21 protein-coding genes and 4 tRNA genes are annotated in these 22,980 nt (G+C 70.5%); 14 read left to right on the forward strand and 11 right to left on the reverse strand.

The window, feature by feature from the left end; translation table 11 throughout:
• The first annotated feature begins 44 nt into the window (after positions 1–44).
• From purS to AB0447_RS23785, 6 genes are all read left to right on the forward strand, one after another.
• On the forward strand, positions 45–296 hold the full coding sequence (purS, locus tag AB0447_RS23760; protein WP_366478730.1) for a phosphoribosylformylglycinamidine synthase subunit PurS: 252 nt from the start codon (positions 45–47) through the stop codon (positions 294–296).
• Positions 293–973: a phosphoribosylformylglycinamidine synthase subunit PurQ gene (purQ, locus tag AB0447_RS23765; protein ID WP_366478731.1), complete on the forward strand. Its 681-nt coding sequence runs from the start codon at positions 293–295 to the stop codon at positions 971–973. Before purS ends, purQ begins: the two co-directional genes overlap by 4 nt.
• Positions 970–3,219 carry a phosphoribosylformylglycinamidine synthase subunit PurL gene (gene purL / locus AB0447_RS23770; protein WP_366478732.1) on the forward strand — a complete coding sequence of 750 codons (2,250 nt, stop codon included), beginning with the start codon at positions 970–972 and terminating at the stop codon, positions 3,217–3,219. Before purQ ends, purL begins: the two co-directional genes overlap by 4 nt.
• 160 nt (positions 3,220–3,379) lie before the next feature.
• Complete coding sequence (locus tag AB0447_RS23775) at positions 3,380–4,621, forward strand: hypothetical protein (protein WP_366478733.1); 1,242 nt, start codon at positions 3,380–3,382, stop codon at positions 4,619–4,621.
• Positions 4,622–4,630: 9 nt separating this feature from the next.
• The gene (locus AB0447_RS23780; protein WP_366478734.1) at positions 4,631–5,422 is read left to right on the forward strand and encodes a sterol carrier family protein; all 792 of its coding nucleotides are present in this window, start codon (positions 4,631–4,633) and stop codon (positions 5,420–5,422) included.
• Positions 5,423–5,457: 35 nt separating this feature from the next.
• Positions 5,458–6,279 (forward strand): META domain-containing protein, encoded by an 822-nt coding sequence (locus AB0447_RS23785; RefSeq protein WP_366478735.1) that lies wholly within the window; start codon positions 5,458–5,460, stop codon positions 6,277–6,279.
• Between the two features lie 49 nt (positions 6,280–6,328).
• Here the strand turns inward: AB0447_RS23785 and AB0447_RS23790 are convergent, their stop codons facing one another.
• The 3 genes from AB0447_RS23790 to AB0447_RS23800 form a co-directional block, all read right to left on the reverse strand.
• The gene (locus tag AB0447_RS23790; protein WP_366478736.1) at positions 6,329–6,922 is read right to left on the reverse strand and encodes a hypothetical protein; all 594 of its coding nucleotides are present in this window, start codon (positions 6,920–6,922) and stop codon (positions 6,329–6,331) included.
• Between the two features lie 23 nt (positions 6,923–6,945).
• Positions 6,946–8,349, reverse strand: coding sequence for a sulfatase-like hydrolase/transferase (locus AB0447_RS23795; RefSeq protein ID WP_366478737.1), 1,404 nt, complete (start codon positions 8,347–8,349; stop codon positions 6,946–6,948).
• Positions 8,350–8,619: 270 nt separating this feature from the next.
• Positions 8,620–8,754 carry a putative leader peptide gene (locus AB0447_RS23800; RefSeq protein WP_366478738.1) on the reverse strand — a complete coding sequence of 45 codons (135 nt, stop codon included), beginning with the start codon at positions 8,752–8,754 and terminating at the stop codon, positions 8,620–8,622.
• A gap of 113 nt (positions 8,755–8,867) precedes the next feature.
• Between AB0447_RS23800 and purF the strand changes: the two genes are divergently transcribed.
• Together purF and purM are read left to right on the forward strand one after the other, a co-directional pair.
• A complete protein-coding gene (gene purF / locus AB0447_RS23805; protein WP_366478739.1) occupies positions 8,868–10,385 on the forward strand; it encodes an amidophosphoribosyltransferase in 1,518 nt (505 codons plus the stop codon).
• Between the two features lie 39 nt (positions 10,386–10,424).
• Positions 10,425–11,492, forward strand: a complete 1,068-nt coding sequence (purM, locus tag AB0447_RS23810) for a phosphoribosylformylglycinamidine cyclo-ligase (protein WP_366478740.1) — start codon at positions 10,425–10,427, stop codon at positions 11,490–11,492.
• A 90-nt stretch (positions 11,493–11,582) separates the two neighbouring features.
• Here purM and AB0447_RS23815 read toward each other — a convergent pair whose 3' ends face one another.
• On the reverse strand, positions 11,583–11,852 hold the full coding sequence (locus AB0447_RS23815) for a DUF3073 domain-containing protein (protein WP_366478741.1): 270 nt from the start codon (positions 11,850–11,852) through the stop codon (positions 11,583–11,585).
• Positions 11,853–12,129: 277 nt separating this feature from the next.
• A complete protein-coding gene (locus AB0447_RS23820; protein WP_366478742.1) occupies positions 12,130–13,239 on the reverse strand; it encodes a Glu/Leu/Phe/Val dehydrogenase dimerization domain-containing protein in 1,110 nt (369 codons plus the stop codon).
• Positions 13,240–13,401: 162 nt separating this feature from the next.
• On the opposite strand from AB0447_RS23820, the gene AB0447_RS23825 reads away from it, so the two are divergent.
• Together AB0447_RS23825 and bldC are read left to right on the forward strand one after the other, a co-directional pair.
• Positions 13,402–14,256: a hypothetical protein gene (locus AB0447_RS23825; RefSeq protein WP_366478743.1), complete on the forward strand. Its 855-nt coding sequence runs from the start codon at positions 13,402–13,404 to the stop codon at positions 14,254–14,256.
• Between the two features lie 574 nt (positions 14,257–14,830).
• Complete coding sequence (gene bldC, locus AB0447_RS23830; protein WP_003949541.1) at positions 14,831–15,037, forward strand: developmental transcriptional regulator BldC; 207 nt, start codon at positions 14,831–14,833, stop codon at positions 15,035–15,037.
• 475 nt (positions 15,038–15,512) lie between these two features.
• Here the strand turns inward: bldC and AB0447_RS23835 are convergent.
• Positions 15,513–15,586: transfer RNA gene (locus AB0447_RS23835), tRNA-Asp, on the reverse strand.
• 61 nt (positions 15,587–15,647) lie between these two features.
• Complete coding sequence (hrpA, locus tag AB0447_RS23840) at positions 15,648–19,571, reverse strand: ATP-dependent RNA helicase HrpA (protein ID WP_366478744.1); 3,924 nt, start codon at positions 19,569–19,571, stop codon at positions 15,648–15,650.
• A 118-nt stretch (positions 19,572–19,689) separates the two neighbouring features.
• Between hrpA and AB0447_RS23845 the strand changes: the two genes are divergently transcribed.
• On the forward strand, positions 19,690–20,445 hold the full coding sequence (locus AB0447_RS23845) for a thioredoxin domain-containing protein (RefSeq protein ID WP_366478745.1): 756 nt from the start codon (positions 19,690–19,692) through the stop codon (positions 20,443–20,445).
• Positions 20,445–21,278, forward strand: a complete 834-nt coding sequence (locus tag AB0447_RS23850) for a cytochrome c biogenesis CcdA family protein (protein WP_366478746.1) — start codon at positions 20,445–20,447, stop codon at positions 21,276–21,278. Before AB0447_RS23845 ends, AB0447_RS23850 begins: the two co-directional genes overlap by 1 nt.
• A gap of 47 nt (positions 21,279–21,325) precedes the next feature.
• Here the strand turns inward: AB0447_RS23850 and AB0447_RS23855 are convergent.
• The 4 genes from AB0447_RS23855 to AB0447_RS23870 form a co-directional block, all read right to left on the reverse strand.
• Positions 21,326–21,399 (reverse strand) — tRNA-Phe (locus tag AB0447_RS23855).
• Between the two features lie 23 nt (positions 21,400–21,422).
• Positions 21,423–21,496, reverse strand: a tRNA-Asp gene (locus AB0447_RS23860).
• A 40-nt stretch (positions 21,497–21,536) separates the two neighbouring features.
• A tRNA-Glu gene (locus AB0447_RS23865) sits at positions 21,537–21,609 on the reverse strand.
• A 94-nt stretch (positions 21,610–21,703) separates the two neighbouring features.
• Positions 21,704–22,054: a metallopeptidase family protein gene (locus tag AB0447_RS23870; RefSeq protein WP_366478748.1), complete on the reverse strand. Its 351-nt coding sequence runs from the start codon at positions 22,052–22,054 to the stop codon at positions 21,704–21,706.
• Positions 22,055–22,122: 68 nt separating this feature from the next.
• On the opposite strand from AB0447_RS23870, the gene AB0447_RS23875 reads away from it, so the two are divergent.
• A complete protein-coding gene (locus AB0447_RS23875; RefSeq protein WP_366478749.1) occupies positions 22,123–22,593 on the forward strand; it encodes a CrcB family protein in 471 nt (156 codons plus the stop codon).
• Positions 22,590–22,967: a fluoride efflux transporter CrcB gene (gene crcB, locus AB0447_RS23880; RefSeq protein WP_366478750.1), complete on the forward strand. Its 378-nt coding sequence runs from the start codon at positions 22,590–22,592 to the stop codon at positions 22,965–22,967. Before AB0447_RS23875 ends, crcB begins: the two co-directional genes overlap by 4 nt.
• Positions 22,968–22,980 lie beyond the last annotated feature (13 nt).

A 22,980-nucleotide genomic window follows, 5' to 3' on the forward strand; every position in this document is an offset into this window, starting at 1 on the left:
CTGAGGGAACCGCCTTCGCACCAACCACCTCATCGGGAGTGCCAGTGGCACGCGTCGTAGTCGACGTCATGCTCAAGCCGGAGATCCTCGACCCCCAGGGCCAGGCGGTGCAGCGTGCACTGCCGCGCCTGGGCTTCGAGGGGATCGCGGACGTCCGCCAGGGGAAGCGCTTCGAGCTCGAGGTCGAGGGGCCGGTCGACCAGACCGCTCTCGACCGCATCCACAAGATGGCCGAAACGTTCCTCGCCAACACCGTCATCGAAGACTTCGTCGTCAAGGTGGAGTCCGAGTCGTGACCACTCGCATCGGAGTCGTCACGTTCCCCGGAACCCTCGACGACCGCGATTCGCTGCGCGCCGTCCGCATCGCGGGCGCCGAGCCGGTCTCGCTCTGGCACCGCGACAAGGACCTGCACCAGGTCGATGCCGTCGTCCTCGCCGGCGGCTTCTCCTACGGCGACTACCTGCGCGCCGGGGCCATCTCCCGCTTCTCGCCGGTCATGGAGACGATCATCGAGCAGGCGAAGGCGGGCATGCCCGTCCTCGGCATCTGCAACGGCTTCCAGGTCCTCACCGAGGCCCACCTGCTGCCGGGCGCGATGCTGCGCAACAACCACCTGCACTTCATCTGCCGCGACCAGAAGCTCGTGGTGGAGAACGCGGACACCGCCTGGACCGGTGACTACGAAACCGGCCAGGAGATCTCCGTCCCGCTCAAGAACATGGACGGCCGGTACGTCGCCGACGAGCGCGTGCTCGACGAACTGGAAGGCGAAGGCCGAGTGGCCTTCCGCTACCGGGACGTCAACCCGAACGGCTCGCTGCGCGACATCGCCGGCATCACCAACGCCGCGGGCAACGTCGTCGGCCTCATGCCGCACCCCGAGCACGCGGTCGAGCCGCTGATCGGGACCGGCCGCACCGACGGCCTCCCGTTCTTCACGTCGGTCCTGAAGAAGCTGGTCAACGCATGACTCTCGACACCGTCAAGAACGCCACCGAGACGCCGGATGCCTCCCAGCCCTGGAAGGAACTCGGCCTCAAGGAGGACGAGTACGCGCGCATCCGGGAGATCCTCGGCCGCCGCCCGACCGGCGCCGAGCTCGCCATGTACTCCGTCATGTGGTCCGAGCACTGCTCCTACAAGAGCAGCAAGGTCCACCTGAAGCAGTTCGGCGAGAAGGCCCCCGAGAACACGGCCATGCTCGTCGGCATCGGCGAGAACGCCGGCGTCGTCGACGTGGGCCAGGGCTACGCGGTCACCTTCAAGGTCGAGTCGCACAACCACCCCTCGTACATCGAGCCCTACCAGGGCGCGGCCACCGGCGTCGGCGGCATCGTCCGCGACATCCTCGCCATGGGCGCCCGCCCGGTCGCCGTCGTCGACCCGCTCCGCTTCGGCGCGGCCGACCACCCCGACACCAAGCGCGTCCTGCCGGGCGTGGTCGCGGGCATCGGCGGCTACGGCAACTGCCTGGGCCTGCCGAACATCGGCGGCGAGGTCGTCTTCGACTCCTGCTACCAGGGCAACCCGCTGGTCAACGCCGGCTGCATCGGCGTGATGAAGCACGAGGACATCCACCTCGCCAAGGCCTCCGGCCCCGGCAACAAGGTCATCCTCTACGGCGCCCGCACGGGCGGCGACGGCATCGGCGGCGTGTCCGTGCTGGCCTCGGAGACCTTCGACGACTCCAAGCCCACCAAGCGGCCCGCCGTGCAGGTCGGCGACCCCTTCCAGGAGAAGCTCCTCATCGAGTGCACCCTGGAGATCTTCAAGGAGAAGCTGGTCGCCGGCATCCAGGACCTCGGCGGCGCCGGGCTCTCCTGCGCCACCAGCGAGCTGGCCTCCGCCGGTTCCGGCGGCATGCGCGTCGAGCTGGACACCGTCCCGCTGCGCGACGCGACCCTCTCGCCCGAGGAAATCCTCATGAGCGAGTCGCAGGAGCGCATGTGCGCGATCGTCGAGCCGCAGCACGTCGGGCGCTTCATGGAGATCTGCGAGAAGTGGGACGTCATCGCCACCGTCATCGGTGAGGTGACCGACGGCGAGCGCCTGGAGATCTTCTGGCACGGCGAGCAGATCGTGGACGTGCCCCCGGGCACCGTCGCCCACGAGGGTCCGGTCTACCACCGCCCGTACGCCCGCCCCGAGTGGCAGGACGCCCTCCAGGCGGACGACGCGAACAGGCTCCCCCGCCCGCAGACCTCCGAGGAGCTGCGCGCACAGGTGCTGAAGCTGGTCGCCTCCCCGAACCAGGCCTCCAAGTCCTGGGTCACCGACCAGTACGACCGCTTCGTGCAGGGCAACACGGTGCTGGCCCAGCCCGAGGACGCCGGCATCGTCCGGATCGACGAGAAGACCAACCTCGGTGTGGCCATGGCGACCGACGGCAACGGCCGGTACGCCAAGCTCGACCCCTACACGGGCGCGCAGCTGGCGCTGGCCGAGGCGTACCGCAACGTCGCCGCGACCGGTGCGAAGCCCCTCGCGATCTCCGACTGCCTCAACTTCGGCTCCCCCGAGGACCCGGGCGTCATGTGGCAGTTCGCCGAGGCCTGCCGCGGTCTCGCGGACGGCTGCCTCGAGCTGGGCACGCCGGTGACCGGCGGCAACGTCTCCCTGTACAACCAGACCGGCGACACGGCCATCCACCCCACCCCGGTGGTGGCGGTCCTCGGCGTGATCGACGACGTCAACCGCCGGACGCCGATGGCCTTCAAGGAGGCCGGCCAGCTGCTGTACCTGCTCGGCGACACGGCCGAGGAGTTCGGCGGTTCGGCCTGGTCCGAGGTCGTCCACGACCACCTGGGCGGCCTGCCGCCGAAGGTGGACCTGGGCCGGGAGAAGCTGCTCGCCGAGATCCTGATCTCGGCCTCCCGCGACGGCATGGTCGACGCGGCGCACGACCTCAGCGACGGCGGCCTGATCCAGGCGGTCGTGGAGTCCTGCCTGCGCGGCGGGCAGGGCGCGCGGCTGGTCGTCCCGGACGGTCTGGACGCGTTCACCTTCCTGTTCTCCGAGTCCGCGGGCCGGGCCGTGGTGGCCGTCCCGCGCAGCGAGGAGCTCCGCTTCACCGACATGTGCGGGGCGCGCGGCCTGCCGGCCACCCGGATCGGCGTGGTGGACGGCGAGGAGATCGAGCTGCAGGGCGAGTTCACCCTGCCGCTGGCCGAGCTCCGCGAGGCCCACGAGGCGACGATCCCGGCGCTGCTGGCCTGACCGCTCTACGGCTCTACGGCTGTACGGCTGTACGGCTGTACGGCCAGGAGGCTCCGCCCGGATTCCGGGCGGAGCCTCCGCGCTGTCGGACCCCCTTGCTACGGTCGATTCGAGTCGAGTCGGATCGACTCGTCGCAGTTGCACGATCGGGGGGTGGGCGGTGCTGCCGGACCGGGGCAGGTGGCGCAATGCGGTCAATCTGCTGCTGTGCATGGCCGCCGTGGCCGGGGTGCTGGTCGGCGGCTGGTCGATGCTGGATACGTACGAGACGCGAAAGCACCGCGCGGAGAGCCGCCGGGTGATCGGTGAGGCGTGCGCCGGGCTGGCGGATGCCGACGAGGTGATGCGCCTGGACGGCGGTGCGGACCGGCTGGGGATCTCCGGCCTGAACCCGGAGATCATCGACATCGAGGGCCTGCCCGACCGGTGCGAGCTCGGCCGGGTCGGGGTGAAAGCGGGCAAGGACTACTTCCGCTCCCACTTCACCCTGGCGGTGCGTGCCCTGCCGCAGGCCGATCCCCTCCATGTGCTGGACACCTTCCTCGACGAATCGCCGTTCGTACGCCGCGTCTCCGGTGACGACGCGGACATCACGGCGCGGACGCGGATCGAGCAGCGCCATCCGCTGGGGGACGGCAGTGCGGGGGACTACGACAGCAGCGCGGTCGCGGTGACCGTCCGGTGCGCGGCCCCCGCCGAAGGGGGCACCACCGCGATACGGGCGTCGGCCATCGCCGACTACGCGGCCGGGACCACCACCGCCGCCGACCGCCGCCGGCTGAGCCGGCTGGCCCGCACGGCGGCCGGGCGGGCGGCTGCCGAGGTGGGCTGTGCGACCAGCGTGCCCGAGCTGCCCGCGGACCTGCCGGTCCCCGCCCGGGACCTGGGCTCCGCGACCGGCCGGCAGGACAGCTGCGGCTGGTACGCGGAGTACCTGCGCGGCCAGGACCGCGGCCGGCTCCCCGACCGGGCGCTCGGCGTCCCCGTCGCCGCCGCGTCCCGTCAGGAGTCCTGTCTGCTGGCGGTCGGTCCGTCCGAGGTGAAGCGGATCTTCCCTCAGCTGACCGAGGAGGAGCGGGGGCGGGCCTCCCTCCGCGAGGTCCTGACGAGCTCGCCCTGGTGGATACGGACCCGGGCGTTCTTCGAGGAGGAGGCCGCGGTCGCCTACAAGGAGACGCGCTACCCGACGCAGATCGACCCCGGCGAGGCCGGGCACAAGGGACAGCTGCGCTGGGCCACCGCGACCTGCCAGGGCCGGCCGGCCGTGTTCACCCTGAGCGCCGGGGAGTTCCGCTACTCGCGCATGGTCGAGTCGCGCCTGGCTGCGCTGTTCACCGCCTACGCCGAGCACACCGCAGCCCGGCGCGGCTGCGTCAACCTCGTGCTGCCCGGCGCCGGATAGGGTCGCCGTATGGACCAGGGGAAGAAGAAGCCGCGCACCTACGACTCCGCCCGGATCCGCACCGCGGTCGCCGCTCAGCTCGCCTCCGTACGGGCAGCCGTCGGGCAGCTCACCCCCGAGCAGCTCGCGCTCCCCACCCACCTGGGCGACTGGACCGTGCGGGACCTCGCCGCGCACATCGCCTGGATCGTCCGGTCGATCCCGGAGGCAGCCGCCCGGCCCGCTCCCGCCAAGGCCGAACTGACCGTACGGGACTGGCCGTTCGCCACCTCCCGGCTCGCGGCGACGGTCGCCGAGCTGGCCAAGGAGACCGCGGCCGGGGAGGAACTCGGCCCGCTGTACGAGGAGTCCGCGGCCCGGTTCGAGGAGCTGCTCGCGGTCATCCCCGACGACCGGGTCCTGCAGCTGCGCGTCGGGGCCATGGCGTTCGGGGACTTCATGGTCACCCGCACCGTGGAACTGGTCGTGCACACCGACGACCTGAACCGTGCCGCCGGCCTGGACATCCCCTTCGACCGGCAGGCGCTCGCCGCCTGCACCCGACTGCTCGCCGACGCGCTCGCGGTCAAGGCGCCCGGCGGCTCGGTGGAGGTGCGGATCCCGCCGTTCGCCGTGGTGCAGTGCGTGGCCGGACCCCGGCACACCCGCGGCACCCCGCCGAACGTGGTGGAGACCGACCCGCTGACCTGGATCCGGCTCGCGACCGGGCGCACGGACTGGGCGGCGGCCATCGAGGAAGCGCAGGTCAGCGCCAGCGGCGAGCGGGCCGACCTGTCCGGGCTGCTGCCGGTGATGAGCTGACGGAACCGGTCGCCCGGCGGGCACGTCGGAGGAACATGAGGAATTCCAGCCGAGTTTCCCGCAGCCTGCCGGTCGCCCTCGTCGCCGTACTCGCGCTCGCCGCCTGTGGCGGCGGTGCGGAGCAGCCCGGCGGACCGGGCGGCGGCGGGCCGACCCTGTCCGAAGGAACCTGGTCGGTGGAGAGCCTGACGGTGGGAGGCCGTACGCTGCCGGCGCCTCCGCAGGCCAAGCTGACCGTCGAGCCCGGTCTGACCAGGGCCGGCGGCAACTACGGGTGCAACGGAATCGGTGCTGACCTCGCCGTCGAGGACGACGGCCGGGCCGTCACCGTGAAACCCGGCCCGCGCACGCAGATGGCCTGCCCGGACCTCGACTTCGAGAACGCGTTCGCGAAGGTGTTCAAGGGGCGCCTGGAGATCGCCCGGGACGGCGACCGGCTGACCCTGACCGCCACCGGCGGGGACCGGATCTCCCTGAGCTCCGCGCCCCGCACACCGGCCCCGCTGCTCACCGGCACCCGGTGGATCGTGGACTCGATCATCAAGGGGGAGACCGTCTCCTCCGTCCCGGCCGGAGCGGAAGGACGGGCGGAACTCACCATCGCCGCCGACGGCGCCGCCAGCGGCAACCTGGGCTGCAACCGGTTCACCGGGAAGGCGGCGATCGACGGCCCGAAGATCGAGTTCGGGCCCCTCGCCGCCACCCGGATGGCCTGCACCGGCCCGGCCGGAGAGGTCGAGCAGGCGCTTTCGGCGCTGCTCCGCAGCGGTCCGCTGCACTACACGATCAAGGACGGCACGCTGACCCTGACCGCCGCCGACGGCCAGGGCGTACGGGCGACCGTCGGCCGGCAGTGATCGGCCGGCAGGGATCGGCCGCAATGATCAGGCGGTGATCCGGCAGTGATCAGACGTGGGCCGTGCCGCCGTCCTTGGCCATCGCCTCCGCGACGGCACGCCGGTTCGCGGCCCACTCCTCGTCGGACAGCCGGGGCAGCGCCTCGTCCCACAGGGGCAGACAGCTGCCGCGCAGCTGGAGCATGCCCTCGGGCCGGGCGAAGAAGAACAGGTGCAGATGGGCCCCTCCGTCACCCCACCTGTTCACGTGCACACGGGCGATCCCGCCCAGGGACTTCAGGGCCCGCTCGACCCGCTGGATCATCGGGCCGAGCTCCGCGGACCGTTCGGCAGGCAGGTCGGCCAGGTCGTGGTGGCCGCGGGGCAGCAGTTTGACGATGGCCGGGAGGGCGCCGTGCTCGTCGACGAGCATCCAGTGCTCATCGGTCCACAGGCTGTCGCCGGCGGTGAAGGAGCAGGGCCCGCAGTCCTGTGGGCCCTGCTCCCCGTCCCGCGGCGGTTCGGGCAGGGTCGGCTGCTCCAGAACCCTGACCCGGATGTCCCCCTCGTAGGGGAAGACGTCCCATCCCTGTATGCCGGTGTCGGGGAACGGGAGCCGCTCGCCGATCGGCAACCGGCGCACGTATTCGCTGGGTTCGGTCATGCGTTGATCATGACAGCGGATGATCAGCCCGGGTAGGGCAGCAGCGTCGCGTCCGTCCTCTCCCAGGACGCCTTCAGCTCCGCCAGCCGGGCCGGTTCGGTCCGTGCCCTGTCGGCCTGCTCGCGGATGTCCGCGGCCAGGTTGAACAGCTGGTCGCGGCCGCTCCTGCCCCGGTAGTACTTCCAGTCGCCGCGGCGCAGCGCCCGCTCGCCGCGGACCCGCCAGAACAGGTCCCGGGCCGGGGCCGCCTCGCCGCGCAGCAGGTAGCCGGCCAGGCTGACGCCGTCCAGCGGGTAGGCGGGGTGCCGGCGGGCGCCGGCCAGCTCCAGCAGGGTGGCGGTCCAGTCCGGGGTGAACACCGGGACGTGGCTGACCTGGCCGCCGTCGATCCGGGCGGGCCAGCGGACGATGTTGGGAACCCGGATGCCGCCCTCCTGGAGGGAGGCCTTGTTGCCGGCCAGCGGCCAGTTGTGGGAGAAGCGCTCGCCGCCGTTGTCGCTGGAGAAGAAGACCAGGGTGTCGTCCTCCTGGCCGGACCGGCGCAGCGCCTTCAGCACCTCGCCGATGGAGCGGTCCAGGTCCTCGACCATCTCCTTGTACTTCTCGATCGAGCCGCCGTCCTCGTGCCACAGCGCCCGCCGGTCGCCCGCCCTGATCCGGCGGGCGATCTCGGCACCGGCCTCCTCGTCGCCGTCGGCGACCCAGGGCCAGTGCGGGGTGGTGAAGTTGAGGTTGAGCAGCCAGGGCTTGCCGCCGTGGTCGCGGGAGACGTAGTCGCCGGCCCGCTCGGTCAGGATGCGCGTGTAGTAGCGCAGGTCCTTGTACTCGGCATCGCCCTCGTAGAGGTCGTGGCTGCCGTCGCCGGACAGCTTGGAGTAGTACTCCAGGGCCCCGCTGAAGTTGCCGAAGAACTCGTCCCAGCCGGACTTGGTGGGGCTGTGGTCGGGCAGGAAGCCGCAGTGCCACTTGCCGATCAGGGCGGTGGAGTAGCCGGAGTCGCGCAGCAGCGAGGCGAGGGTGGGGTGGGTGGGCTCCAGGCCGGCGGACCTGTCCGCGATGGGCTCGGCGAGACCGCCCTCGGTGCGGCCCGGGTAGCGGCCGGTGTACAGGCTGAACCGGGTCGGGGAGCAGGTCGCGGAGCCGGAGTAGGCGTCGGTGAAGCGGACTCCCTGGCGGGCGAGGCGGTCCAGGTGGGGGGTCTCGATGTGCGGGGAGCCGTACGAGGAGAGGTCCGCCCAGCCGAGGTCGTCGCCCAGGATGAAGAGGATGTTGGGGCGGCGGGAGGGGCGGAGGCGGGCGGGGCGGAACTCGCTTTCGTGGGCCTGGGCCCGGGCGGCGCTTGGGGTGGCGGCCAGGCCGGCCGTGGCGGCGGCCGTGGCGGCGACGGCGGCGGCGAATGTGCGGCGGGACGGGGTGGGGCTTGGCATGGGGGTGCTCCTGGGCAGGGCAGAGGGCCGCCGGGCGGCGGTGGGAAGGGTGAACCGGGTGCGGCGGCCGCTGCGCGGGGCTGTCCCCTCCCCGCCCCTTCCCGAACTGGGGGCAAGCCCGCAGACCCCCGTACGTGCGCTGCGCGCCCGTGCGCTCAAACGTCGCGCGGGCTGGATGTGCGCAGCACAGGGGGATCGGCCCGTCGGGGCCGGGGATGGAAGTGCAGCCCCGGGCAGGGGGCGGCGCGCCGCAGGGTGAAGGTGCGGCGGCTAGCGACAGATGGCGCTGGCGACACGGGCCAGGTCGACGTGTCGGCGCTCGACGAGGGTGACCGTCCGGTCACCGAGAGGCTGCATGGGGCGGAAGCCTGTACGGATCCCCGCGTACCTGTCAACCAGGGGCATCCGGATGCCGAGACACCACCCGGATGGAGGGGTTCCGTCACACTCCGTGCTGTGAGATTTCCCGGGCCGTCCCCAATTCGGACCAGTGGTCGACCTCGCCTACACTCGGAGATGTGCCTCGTGGTGATGGACGACTCAACCACGACCTGCTCCCCGGCGAGAAGGGCCCCCAGGACGCTTGCGGCGTCTTCGGTGTCTGGGCTCCGGGTGAAGAGGTCGCCAAGCTCACCTACTTCGGACTGTATGCACTGCAGCACCGCGGACAAGAGTCCGCGGGCATCGCTGTGAGCAACGGTTCCCAGATCCTCGTCTTCAAGGACATGGGCCTCGTATCCCAGGTCTTCGACGAAACCTCCCTCGGATCCCTCCAAGGTCATATCGCGGTCGGTCACGCCCGCTACTCGACCACCGGAGCCTCCGTCTGGGAAAACGCTCAGCCCACTTTCCGCGCGACCGCCCACGGCTCCATCGCCCTGGGCCACAACGGCAACCTGGTGAACACCGCCGAGCTTGCCGAGATGGTCGCCGACCTCCCCCGTCAGGACGGCCGCGCCACCCAGGTGGCGGCCACCAACGACACCGACCTGGTCACGGCCCTGCTGGCCGGGCAGGTCGACGCCGACGGCAAGCCGCTGACCATCGAGGAGTCCGCCCGCGTGGTGCTCCCGCAGGTCAAGGGCGCCTTCTCGCTCGTTTTCATGGACGAGGGAACGCTCTACACCGCCCGTGACCCGCAGGGCATCCGCCCGCTGGTCCTGGGCCGGCTGGAGCGCGGCTGGGTGGTCGCCAGTGAGACCGCCGCCCTCGACATCTGCGGCGCCAGCTTCGTCCGCGAGGTCGAACCGGGCGAGCTCATCGCGATCGACGAGAACGGCCTGCGCACTTCACGATTCGCGGACGCGAAGCCCAAGGGCTGTGTCTTCGAGTACGTGTACCTGGCGCGCCCGGACACCGACATCGCCGGCCGGAACGTCTACCTCTCGCGTGTCGAGATGGGCCGGCGGCTGGCCAAGGAAGCGCCGGTCGACGCCGACCTGGTGATACCGACGCCGGAGTCGGGTACCCCCGCCGCCGTCGGATACGCCGAGGCCAGCGGGATTCCGTACGGATCCGGCCTGGTGAAGAACGCCTACGTAGGCCGAACCTTCATCCAGCCGTCCCAGACGATCCGCCAGCTCGGCATCCGACTGAAGCTCAACCCCCTCAAGGAGGTCATCCGGGGCAAGCGCCTGGTGGTCGTCGACGACTCGATCGTCCGCGGCAACACCCAGCGCGCGCTGGTCCGGATGCTCCGGGAGGCCGGGGCGGCCGAGGTCCACATCCGGATCTCCTCCCCGCCGGTGAAGTGGCCGTGCTTCTTCGGCATCGACTTCGCCACCCGGGCCGAGCTGATCGCCAACGGCATGTCGGTCGACGAGATCGGCAAGTCGCTGGGCGCGGATTCCCTGGCGTACATCTCCCTCGACGCCATGATCGAGGCGACGACGATCCAGAAGCCCAACCTCTGCCGTGCCTGCTTCGACGGCGAGTACCCGATGGAGCTGCCCGACCCGGAGCTCCTCGGCAAGCAGCTGCTGGAGACCGAGCTGGCGGGCGGTACCGATGCCGCCGACGCGCTCCGTCGTCCGTAAGTAACACCCCGCAGTAACGACACGAAAGTTCTCTCCGTCATGTCAGAGACCACCGGTGCCAGCTACGCGTCTGCGGGCGTCGACATCGAAGCGGGCGACCGCGCCGTCGAGCTGATGAAGGAGTGGGTGAAGAAGACCCAGCGCCCCGAGGTCCTCGGTGGCCTCGGCGGATTCGCCGGACTCTTCGACGCCTCCGCCCTCAAGCGGTACGAGCGCCCGCTGCTCGCCTCCGCCACGGACGGCGTCGGCACCAAGGTCGACATCGCCCGTCAGATGGGCGTGTACGACACCATCGGCCACGACCTGGTCGCGATGGTCATGGACGACATCGTCGTCTGCGGCGCCGAGCCGCTGTTCATGACCGACTACATCTGTGTCGGCAAGGTCCACCCGGAGCGGGTCGCGCAGATCGTCAAGGGCATCGCCGAAGGCTGTGTGCTGGCCGGCACCGCCCTGGTCGGCGGCGAGACCGCCGAACACCCCGGGCTGCTCGGCCCGGACGAGTTCGACGTGGCCGGGGCCGGCACCGGGGTCGTCGAGTACGACCGGCTGCTCGGCGCCGATCGCATCCGTACGGGTGACGCCGTCATCGCGATGGCGTCCTCCGGCCTTCACTCGAACGGGTACTCGCTGGTCCGGCACGTGCTCTTCGACCGGGCCGGGTTCGCCCTGGACCGGGAGATTCCGGAGTTCGGCCGGACCCTCGGCGAGGAGCTCCTGGAGCCCACCAAGATCTACTCGCTGGACTGCCTGGCCCTCACCCGCACCACCGAGGTCCACGCCTTCTCGCACATCACCGGGGGCGGCCTGGCGGCCAACCTGGCCCGGGTGATCCCGGACCACCTGCACGCCACGGTCGACCGTTCGACCTGGGCGCCCGGCGCCGTGTTCGACCTGGTCGGCACCGCCGGCCGGGTGGAGCGGCTGGAGCTGGAGAAGACTCTGAACATGGGCGTCGGCATGATCGCCGTGGTCCCGCAGGAGTCGGTGGACGTGGCCCTGACCACGCTGGCCGACCGGGGCGTGGACGCCTGGGTGGCCGGGGAGATCCTGGACCGGGGCGCGCACACCGAGGGTGCGACCCTGACCGGTTCCTACGCGAGCTGAGCAGCACGAAACCCGGTCCGGGGCCCGCAGGCCCTGGACCGGGTTACGTGATGTGCGTGTTTGTACGAAGCGTACGAACCGGTGAGCGCGTCAAGCGCCGCGACGGTGCGACGCGGGACCGGACTCTTCGTCCTCGTCCTCGTCGTCGTCGTTGTACATCTCCGCGTAGCGGGCGTACGGGTCGTCCTCGTCCTCGTCGTCGTCCTCGAACGGCTCACCATTAGGCGGCTGGTTCTGGATCGGTTGCGAGTTCGATGCGCCCAGCTCGCTGGCCAGACGTGTCAGATCAGTTCCGCCGCTGCTGTACTTCAGCTGGCGGGCGACCTTCGTCTGCTTGGCCTTTGCCCGGCCGCGCCCCATGGCTCGACCCCCTCGGTGACGGGGCTCGACGGCCCCAGAGTCTTGACACGCGTTCATGGTTCGGAGCGGGCTCTCCTTGGAGAGACCGTCCGTAGGGCTTTAACGGTACCTGCTTCCGCGGCCATACGGTACGCCGCCCGCATGACGTGCCCCGGCACAGTGACCGCGAGCCGCCCTGTACTCGCTGGTCAGCTGCGATTTTAACCCTTTATTGGCGGCCGACCCGCCGAGGCGCAGTGAGTCTTGTCTCGCCGCGCCCCGGCGGGGGCCATTCCGCTTACGCGGTGCGGGCGGAGCGGGCGTCCGCCATCCGCTGTTCGGCGATCCGGTCGGCCGCCGCGGCCGGCGGAATGCCGTCCACCTTCGCGCGAGCAAAGATCTCCAGCGTGGTGTCGAAGATCTTCGTCGCCTTGACCTTGCACCGGTCGAAGTCGAAGCCGTGCAGCTCGTCGGCGACCTGGATCACCCCGCCCGCGTTGACCACGTAGTCCGGGGCGTAGAGGATCCCGCGGTCCGCGAGGTCCTTCTCGACGCCCGGGTGCGCGAGCTGGTTGTTCGCGGCCCCGCAGACCACCTTGGCGGTCAGCACGGGCACGGAGTCGTCGTTCAGGGCGCCGCCCAGCGCGCAGGGGGCGTAGATGTCCAGGCCCTCCACGCGGATCAGGGCCTCGGTGTCGGCGACCGCGGTGACCTTGCCCGGGTGCTTGTCGAGGATGCGCTGGACGGACTCCTGGCGGACGTCCGTGATCACGACCTCGGCGCCGTCCTCCAGGAGGTGCTCGACCAGGTAGTGGCCGACCTTGCCGACGCCCACGACGCCGACCTTGCGGCCGCGCAGGGTCGGGTCGCCCCACAGGTGCTGGGCGCTGGCCCGCATGCCCTGGAAGACGCCGTAGGCGGTGAGCACCGAGGAGTCGCCGGCTCCGCCGTTCTCGGGGGAGCGGCCGGTCGCCCAGCGGGTTTCACGGGCCACCACGTCCATGTCCGCGACGTAGGTGCCGACGTCGCAGGCGGTCACGTAGCGGCCGCCGAGGGACTCCACGAACCGGCCGTAGGCGAGCAGCAGTTCCTCGCTCTTGAGGATGTCGGGGTCGCCGATGATCACGGCCTTGCCGCCGCCGTGGTCGAGCCCGGCGAGGGCGTTCTTGTACGACATGCCGCGGGCGAGGTTCAGCGCGTCCAGGACGGCCTCCTCGTCGGAGGCGTACGCGTGGAAGCGCGTGCCGCCGAGGGCGGGGCCCAGGGCGGTGGAGTGGATGGCGATGACGGCCTTCAGGCCGCTGGCCCGGTCCTGGCACAGCACGACTTGCTCATGGCCGCCCTGCTCCGTACGGAACAGGGTGTGCAGGACGCCGTCGGTCATTTCGGTCACGGTGGTGACTCCCATGGAAGAGATGCGGCGGGACCCTCCTGAGGGTGGGGAGGGCGTGTAGGAGCAGCGTAAGACCTGCGCGGCCGACCGCGGTGCGGAGTGGCCCGGATCACCCTCCGCGGAGAGTGCGCCGGGCTGTCCGGAGTAGCTCCGGGCGGTGCGGGGGAGGACGAAGGGGTGAGCGAATCCCCGGATCCCCTGCTGCCCTCCGCGCGCTCGGCACCGACCATTCCGTACGCCTCCTACCTGCGGGTTTACGAGCCGCTGGCGGCTTTCCCGGAGCCGGAGCGCACCCACTGGAACGACTACGTCCGGCGCGGGGTGCGGCCCACCGCCCAGGACGAACTGCGGAGGTCGCTGGCGGACTTGGTGGCCGTACCGCTGGTGGGGGTGCCGGTGCACGAGAGTGCGGACGCCTTCACGGCGGAGCTGGACGGGGTGGTGCTGGTCTGCCCGTGGCGGACCCGGCTGCGCGGCTGGCTGGCCCTGCGGGAGCTGGTCGCGGAGTTCCCGCTGCCGGTGCTGGACGCGGCGCTGCCGCCGGGCGTGCGGCGGCGGGCGGCCGAGGAGTACGAGCGGTGGCGCGCGCGGAACCCGGACGCCCGGCCGTGGATCCGTACGGCGGTGTGGCAGGTGCCGCTGCGCTGGTTCGTACTGGTGGCCGACGAGGAGCGGGACTACCTTCCGGGGGAGCGGCTGCGCTACCGGACGCCGATGGTGCAGGCCCGGCGGCGGCTAGCCCGGGGACTGCGGACGCTGCGGGAGGCGGAGGGCTACGAGCCGCTGGCCGAGGGCCTGGTGGAGGTCGGCAGCTGGCTGGAGGAGTTCCATCCGCGGTCGATGGTGGAGCTGGACTACGGCGGGCTGGTGCACGCCCTGCCGGGGGACCGGCTGGCGGCGGACCGCTCGGCCGGGGACCTGGCGGCCGGCCTGGCGGCGCTGCGGGCGGGGGACCGGGACGGGGCGCAAGAGGTTTACGAGGGGCTGGCGGACCGCTGGCGGAGCGTCCGGGAGAGACTCTTCGCCAACTAGGGCCGCTCGGGAGCGGCCGGTTCGCGGGGTCCCGTCGACCGGACACGCATCTGTGATGCTGCCGGTATCGGCCGAACGGCCACAATAGGGGATCATGGTCCTCAACCCAGGCATTCGGGTCTTAGTGCCAGGACCTACGTCCCGATACGGGCCATTGGCCCAAGCGTGACGGACCGCACTATCTACACCCTTGCGCCGTTCCCCTACCCTCGTGCCAAAATAGGACAAGGAGTCCGGGGAGGGTTCCTTCCGCCCAACTAAGGGCGGAATGCTCGGCATTGCGCTCTATGGGGGGTCTCGTGACTCCTGATCGCTCTGTGACTGATCGTTACAGTGGGGTGACTGTCCGTTATGGGCCAGTCCATCGGCTTCCGCCGCTGATGAACACCTCGGAGGGCAATTCCATCGGTTTGGCCGACGAGGCTGGACAGATGGTGTAGTTGTAGTGCCGAGGACAAGCCGTTCGTCCTATAACCGACTCGGCCCGCGTCTGTCCATTTCGGGCAACGCGGGCCAAGGTGCAGAATTTAGAGGAAAGAACCGAGATGGTTCGGTTCTCCCGAGGAGGCCGCTCATGACCGCTCGCACCCCTGATGCCGAGCCGCTGCTGACCCCGGCTGAGGTCGCCACGATGTTCCGCGTGGACCCGAAGACGGTGACCCGCTGGGCCAAGGCCGGCAAGCTCACGTCCATCCGCACCCTGGGTGGGCACCGCCGTTACCGCGAGGCCGAGGTTCGTGCTCTGCTCGCGGGAATTCCGCAGCAGCGCAGCGAGGCCTGAGGTCCCGCAGCAACCGCAGTACCCCGCTTTACCGGGTTCGAATCGGGTCCCCCAATCCGATGAAACCCACATGGCTTCATGCGACTGGATCTGCCCCAACAGGTCCGCCCAAGTCGTTCGATCGCGCTGGACTCCGCCGGGTCCAGCGCGATCTTTTTATGCCCCCGACATGAGGTGCCATTGCACATATTAAATCGAGGTCGCGTAGGGGTGCGATAAAAGTGAGAGTCTCAAAAACTCATGTGGTGACCCCTGTCACGTTCGATCACTCTTGTATGCACGGCAATGCACCCGTAAGGGGACTCACTGCCCGGGGCGCCTCATGCGGACGGGGGATTTTCGGGGCGCCCTGCGGCCGGTCCGGCAAGGGGAGGGGAAACGGCGGAACGGGGCAACGGCGGAACGGGGCAACGGGGAAACGGGGGAAACGCATCAGGGCCCGTATCCGAATGGGATACGGGCCCTGACTTTGTTGCGATCCTGACGGGACTTGAACCCGCGACCTCCACCTTGACAGGGTGGCGAGCTAACCAACTGCTCCACAGGACCTTGGTTGCGAGTCAGACTGTACAGCAGGTCAGGGGGTGCGGTCGAACTCGATCAAGACCCGTCACGGCGCGGCCGCGTCCACCGCCTTCACGATGCGCTTGTCCGAGATCGGGTAAGCCGTGCCGAGCGCATGCGCGAAGTAGCTGACCCGCAGCTCCTCGATCATCCAGCGGATCTCGGTCACCTCGGCCGGCACCGGCCGGCCCTTCGGCAGCTGCTCCAGCAGCCACGCGTACTCGTCCTGCATCTCGTGGACCTTCTCCATGCGCGTGGTGTCGCGCTGGACCGCCGTCGGCATCTGCTGCAACCGCCGGTCCACCGCCACCAGGTAGCGCATCAGGTCCGGCAGCCGCTTCAGCCCGGTCCGGGTCACGAAGCCGGCCGGTACGAGGGCCGCCAGCTGCGTTCTGACGTCCTGGAGGTTGTTCACCAGGGCCAGGCTGCTCGTGGCCTTCAGACGGCGCTCACAGGCCTGCCAGGCGGCCAGGATCTGCTGCACCTGGCCCACCGCCCGCACCGTGGTGTCCACCAGGTCGGCCCGTACGGCCTCGTAGAGCTTCCGGAAGCCCGCCTCGTCCCAGGCCGGGCCGCCGTGGTCGGCGATCAGCTTGTCCGCCGCGGCCGTGGCGCAGTCCTCGAACAGCGCCTGGACGGAGCCGTGCGGGTTCCGCGACAGGGCCAGCTTCTGCTGGTTGCCGAGGTGCTCGGAGGCGAACTTCGCCGGGTTCACCGGGATGTTCAGCAGGATCAGCTTCCGGGTGGCCGGCCACATGGCCTGCGCCTGCTCGGCCTCGGTGTCGAAGAGCCGTACGGCAACCGTCGCCCCCTCGTCCACCAGCGCCGGGTACGCCTTCACCGGCTGCCCCGCCCGCCGGGTCTCGAACACCTTGCTGAGGGTGCCGATGGTCCAGTCGGTCAGCCCGCTGCGCTCCACGGACTCGCCGCCCGAGCGCTCGGCGGTGGCCGCGGCGGCCTTGGAGAGCGCCTGCCGGGCCTTGGGCTTGAGGGCGAGCCTGAGGGTCTCCAGGTCCTTGTCCTCGGCGAGCTTCTTGCGGCGCTCGTCGACGATCCGGAAAGTGATCTTCAGGTGGTCCGGGACCCGCCCGAGGTCGAAGTCCTCGGCCGCGACCGGCACTCCGACCATCCGCTGGAGCTCCCGCGCCAGGGTGACCGTCAGCGGCTCCTGCAGCGGGACGGCGGTGTCCAGGAAACGGGCCGCGAAATTCGGCGCGGGCACGTAGTGCCGCCGGATCGGCTTCGGCAGGGACCGGATCAGCTCGGTGACGACCTCTTCCCGCAACCCGGGAATCTGCCAGTCGAAACCCTCGTCCCGGACCTGGTTCAGCACCTGGAGCGGAATGTGGACGGTGACGCCGTCCGCGTCCGCGCCCGGCTCGAACTGGTAGGTCACCCGGAAGGTGAGGGCACCCTGCCGCCAGGAATCCGGATAGTCGGCCTTGGTGACCCCGGCCGCCTTTTCGGTGAGCAGCATCTCCCGTTCGAAATCGAGGAGTTCGGGCTCTTCCCGGCGCTTGTGCTTCCACCAGGAGTCGAAGTGCGCGCCGGAGACGACGTGCTCCGGGATCCGCTGGTCGTAGAAGTCGAAGAGGGTCTCGTCGTCCACCAGGATGTCCCGGCGGCGCGCCCGGTGTTCGAGTTCCTCGACCTCGGTGAGCAGCTTCCGGTTGTCGGCGTAGAACTTGTGGTGGGTCCGCCAGTCGCCCTCGACCAGGGCGTTGCGGATGAACAGCTCGCGGGAGACCTCGGGGTCGATCCGGCCGTAGTTGATCTTCCGCTGGGCGACGATCGGCACGCCGTACAGGGTGACCTTCTCGTACGCCATGACGGCCGCCTGGTCCTTCTCCCAGTGCGGCTCGCTGTAGGTGCGCTTGATCAGGTGCTGTGCGAGCGGCTCGACCCACTCGGGCTCGACCTTGGCGTTGACCCGGGCCCACAGCCGCGAGGTTTCCACCAGCTCCGCCGACATCACGAACTTGGGCTGCTTCTTGAACAGCGCCGAGCCCGGGAAGATCGCGAACTTGGCGGACCGGGCTCCCAGGTACTCGTTCTTGTCGGTGTCCTTGAGCCCGATGTGCGAGAGCAGGCCGGCCAGCAGCGACACGTGGATGTGCTGCTCGGGGGCGTCCGTCTCGGACAGGTGGATGCCGAGCGTCTTGGCGACCGTACGGAGCTGCGAGTAGATGTCCTGCCACTCGCGGATGCGGAGGAAGTTCAGGTACTCCTGCTTGCACATCCGGCGGAAGGCGGACGAGCCGCGCTCCTTCTGCTGCTCGCGCACGTACCGCCACAGGTTCAGGTAGGCGAGGAAGTCGGAGGTCTCGTCCTTGAACCGGGCGTGCTGCTGGTCCGCCTGCGTCTGCTTGTCCGAGGGGCGCTCGCGCGGGTCCTGGATGGACAGGGCCGCCGCGATCACCATGACCTCGCGGACGCAGTTGTTCTTGTCCGCCTCGACCACCATGCGGGCGAGCCGGGGGTCCACGGGCAGCTGCGAGAGCTTCCGCCCCATCGGCGTCAGCCGCTTCTTCGGGTCCTTCTCGGTGGGGTCCAGCGCGCCGAGCTCCTGGAGCAGCTGCACGCCGTCGCGGATGTTGCGGTGGTCCGGCGGGTCGATGAAGGGGAACTTCTCGATCTCGCCGAGGCCGGCCGCGGTCATCTGCAGGATGACGGAGGCCAGGTTGGTGCGGAGGATCTCGGCGTCTGTGAACTCCGGGCGGGCGTTGAAGTCGTCCTCGGAGTAGAGCCGGATGCAGATGCCGTCCGAGGTGCGGCCGCAGCGGCCCTTGCGCTGGTTGGCGCTGGCCTGCGAGATCGCCTCGATGGGCAGCCGCTGCACCTTGGTGCGGTGGCTGTAGCGGGAGATCCGGGCGGTGCCCGGGTCGATCACGTACTTGATGCCGGGGACGGTGAGGGAGGTCTCGGCCACGTTGGTGGCGAGGACGATCCGGCGGCCGGTGTGCTGCTGGAAGACCCGGTGCTGCTCGGCGTGCGAGAGCCGGGCGTACAGCGGCAGCACCTCGGTGAAGCGCAACTTCAGCTTGTTCAGGGCGTCCGCGGTGTCGCGGATCTCCCGCTCGCCGGAGAGGAAGACCAGGATGTCGCCCGGGCCTTCCTTCTGGAGCTCGTCCACGGCCTCGCAGATCGCGGTGATCTGGTCCCGGTCCGCGTCGTCCGAATCCTCTTCCAGGAGGGGCCGGTAGCGGACCTCCACCGGGTACGTCCGGCCGCTGACCTCGACGATCGGGGCGTCGCCGAAGTGCCGGGAGAAGCGCTCCGGGTCGATGGTCGCCGAGGTGATCACGACCTTGAGGTCGGGGCGCTTCGGCAGCAGCTGGGCGAGGTAGCCGAGCAGGAAGTCGATGTTGAGGCTGCGCTCGTGGGCCTCGTCGATGATGATCGTGTCGTAGGCGCGCAGCTCGCGGTCCGTCTGGATCTCGGCGAGCAGGATGCCGTCCGTCATCAGCTTCACGAAGGTCGCGTCCGGGTCCACCTGGTCGGTGAAACGGACCTTCCAGCCGACCGTCTGCCCGATCTCGGACTTCAGCTCCTCGGCGATCCGCTCCGCGACCGTGCGGGCGGCGATCCGGCGGGGCTGGGTGTGCCCGATCATGCCCCGGACGCCGCGGCCCAGCTCCATGCAGATCTTGGGGATCTGCGTGGTCTTGCCGGAGCCGGTCTCGCCCGCGACGATCACGACCTGGTGGTCGCGTATCGCCTCGGCGATCGCGTCCTTCTTCTGGCTGACCGGCAGGGCCTCGGGATAGGTGACCTCGGGCATCCGCGCGGCACGCCCGGCGAGCCGTTCGGCGGCCTTCGCGGCCTCCGCGGCGATTTCGTCGAGCACGGCCTGCTTGGCCTCGGGCTTGCGGATGCGGCGAGCGCCTTCGAGGCGACGGCCGAGACGGTGAGCGTCGCGGAGCGAGATCTCACCGAGCAGCGTCTGCAGGGCGGCGAAAGAAGTAGACATACCTGGTCGAGGATCTCACCCACAGGCTGTGGGTGGCGAACGCATTTGTCGGTCGTCCCCGTACCATTCCGGGACGAGAGCCCCCGAACCGACCCGCCGTACGAGTGAGAGGCCCGTCATGTCCCGCCCCCGGACGCCCGCGTCCAAGAAGCCGCTGCTGATCTCCGCCGGGGTCGCGCTCGCCGCCGTCACCCTCGGACTGCTGTCCTGGCAGGCCGGCGCGCCCGAGGACCGGGCGGCCCGGTACGACGCGACGGTGCCCGGCGGTCCCGCCGCGCCGGTGCCCGGGGAGTCCGGCGCCGCCGGAGCCTCCGACGCCAACGCGGAGCTGCTCGCACTCGCGCGGCGGGAGGCCGGGGACAAGCTGGCGGCCGGCCGCGCCGACGCGCCCGTCGTACTCATCGAGTACTCCGACTTCAAATGCGGGTACTGCGGCAAGTTCGCCCGGGACACCGAGCCCGAGCTGGTGAAGAAGTACGTGGAGAACGGAACCCTGCGCATCGAGTGGCGGAACTTCCCGATCTTCGGGGCCGAGTCCGAGGCCGCTGCCAGGGCCGCCTGGGCCGCCGGGCAGCAGGACCGGTTCCGGCAGTTCCACGCCGCCGCCTACGCCGACGGTGCCAAGGCCAAGGGCTTCGGCGCGGACCGGCTGCTGGAGCTGGCCGAGGAGGCCGGGGTGCCGGACCTGGAACGGTTCAAGAAGGACATGGACGGGGACGCCGCCCGGCAGGCCCTGGCTAAGGATCAGGAGGAGGGGTACCGCATCGGGGTCAGCTCCACCCCCTCCTTCCTGGTCAACGGGAAGCCGATCGCCGGCGCCCAGCCCCTGGACGCCTTCACCGAGGCGATCGAGAAGGCGAAGGCCGCGCAGTAGTGGAGATCGGATACCTGGCCGCGCTGCTGGGCGGCCTCCTCGCCCTGCTCAGTCCGTGCAGCGCCCTGCTGCTGCCGGCCTTCTTCGCGTACTCGATCGACTCCCCCTCGCGGCTGCTCGCCCGCACCGGGATCTTCTACGCCGGCCTCGCGAGCACCCTGGTGCCGCTGGGCGCGGCCTCCTCCACCGCGGGCCGGTTCTTCCACGGCAACCGCGACCAGCTGGTGCTGGCCGGCGGCTGGCTGATCATCGCGTTGGGCCTGGCGCAGATCCTCGGCCTGGGCTTCGCCTCCCGCCGGATGGCCGAGCTCTCCGGCCGGATCCGCCCGACCACCGCGCTGTCGGTGTACGCGCTGGGGGCGGTCTACGGCCTGGCCGGGTTCTGCGCCGGCCCGATCCTGGGCAGCGTCCTGACGGTGGCGGCGGTGTCCGGCTCCCCGGTCTACGGCGGGGTGCTGCTGGCCGTGTACGCGCTCGGGATGGCCGTACCGCTGTTCCTGCTCGCGCTGCTGTGGGAGCGGTTCGAGCTGGGCCGGCGCCGGTGGCTGCGCGGCCGGGCCTTCTCGGTGGGGCGGTTCGAGCTGCACACCACCTCGCTGCTGTCCGGGCTGTTCTTCATCGCCCTGGGCGGCCTGTTCCTGGCCTACGACGGGGCGAGCGCGCTGCCGGGGCTGCTGGACGTGGACGACTCCTACGCGGTGGAGCAGTGGGTGCGGTCCTTCGCGGACCGGGTGCCGGACTGGGCGCTGCTCGGGCTGATCGCGGTGGCCGCGCCGGCCGCCGGGCTGGTGCAGTGGCGCCGCCGGGCGCGTACGGCGGAGGAGCCGGAGTAGGGGAGAACGGGAAAGGCCCCGTCCATCGGACGGGGCCTTCTCACTTGTGGCTGGGGCCGGGGTCGAACCGGCGACCTATCGCTTTTCAGGCGATCGCTCGTACCAACTGAGCTACCCAGCCACGAGGACTCTTTCGAGCCTCAGCGATCCTGACGGGACTTGAACCCGCGACCTCCACCTTGACAGGGTGGCGAGCTAACCAACTGCTCCACAGGACCATGGTGTCTGTGCCAGACAAGTCTCGCACAGAGTGATGCGTGCCCCCAACGGGATTCGAACCCGTGCTACCGCCTTGAAAGGGCGACGTCCTGGGCCACTAGACGATGAGGGCTAAGGGCCCACCTGGGCGCTTTCCAGCGCGTCGGGGACGTGAGAAGCATATGGGATGAGGGGAGCTATCGCCAAAACGGTTTCCTCCGGAGGGGTCAGCCCCAGCCCAGCTCGTGGAGGCGGTCGTCGTCGATGCCGAAGTGGTGAGCGATCTCGTGGACCACGGTCACGGCGACTTCGTGCACCACGTCTTCCGGGGTCTCGCAGTAACGCAGGGTCGGGCCCATGTAGATCGAGATGCGGTCAGGGAGGACCCCGGCGTACCACTCGCCGCGCTCGGTGAGGGGGGTGCCCTCGTAGAGGCCGAGGAGCTCGGGGTCGCTCGGATGGGGTTCGTCCTCCACGAACACCGCGACGTTGTCCATCACCCGGGTGAGTTCGGGCGGGATGGTGTCGAGGGCCTCGGCCACGAGCTCTTCGAACGCGTCACGCGTCATCTCCAGCACACCGCCATTGTCCGCGAGGGCGGGCGGCCGCGGACGCCCCACGCGAGAATGGCTCGCGTGGTGAACGGATGACCCGGCCGGTGGAAGGCGCGGAGGCGATCGATCCGGACGTCGACCTGCACGTGCCGGCCCAGCGCGCCGAGCCGCAGGGGCGGGTGCTCGCGGCGGTGTCGGCGGGCGGCGCGCTCGGGTCGGCGGCGCGGTACGGGCTGTTGCTGGCGTGGCCGGCCGGACCGGGGGCGTTCCCGTGGGCCACCTTCTGGACCAATGTGGCCGGCTGCGCCCTGATCGGCGTCCTGATGGTGCTGATCGGCGAGGGCGGGCGGACGGCGCATCCGCTGGTGCGGCCGTTCCTCGGGGTCGGGGTGCTCGGCGGGTTCACCACCTTCTCGACGTACGCCGTGGACTTCTCCCGGCTGCTGGACGAAGGGGAGGCCGGGCGGGCGCTGGCGTACGCGGCCGGCACCCTCGCCGGGGCGCTGGGCGCGGTCTGGGCGGCGGCCTCGGTGACCCGGCTCGCGGTCCGGGAGCGCCGGTGAACTGGCTGCTGGTGATCCTGGGCGGGGCGGTGGGGGCGCCGTTGCGCTATCTGACGGACCGTGCGGTGCAGGTCCGGCACGATTCGGTGTTCCCCTGGGGGACGTTCACGGTGAACGCGGCCGGCTGCCTGGTGCTGGGCGCGCTGACCGGGGCGGTGCTCGCCGGGGGTGCGGGGTCGCGGCTCGGCCTGCTGCTGGGGACCGGGCTGTGCGGGGCGCTGACCACGTACTCGACCTTCTCGTACGAGACGCTCCGGCTGGCCGAGCGCGGCGCGGGGTTCCTGGCCGCGGCGAACGTGGCGGCGTCCGTGCTGGTCGGGCTGGGCGCCGTACACCTGGGCATGGAGGTGGCGGAGCAGCTGCTGGAGCGGTGAGGGCGGCTGCGCT

It is taken from the genome of Streptomyces sp. NPDC051211 (genome assembly GCF_040689505.1).
Lineage (GTDB): Bacteria > Actinomycetota > Actinomycetes > Streptomycetales > Streptomycetaceae > Streptomyces.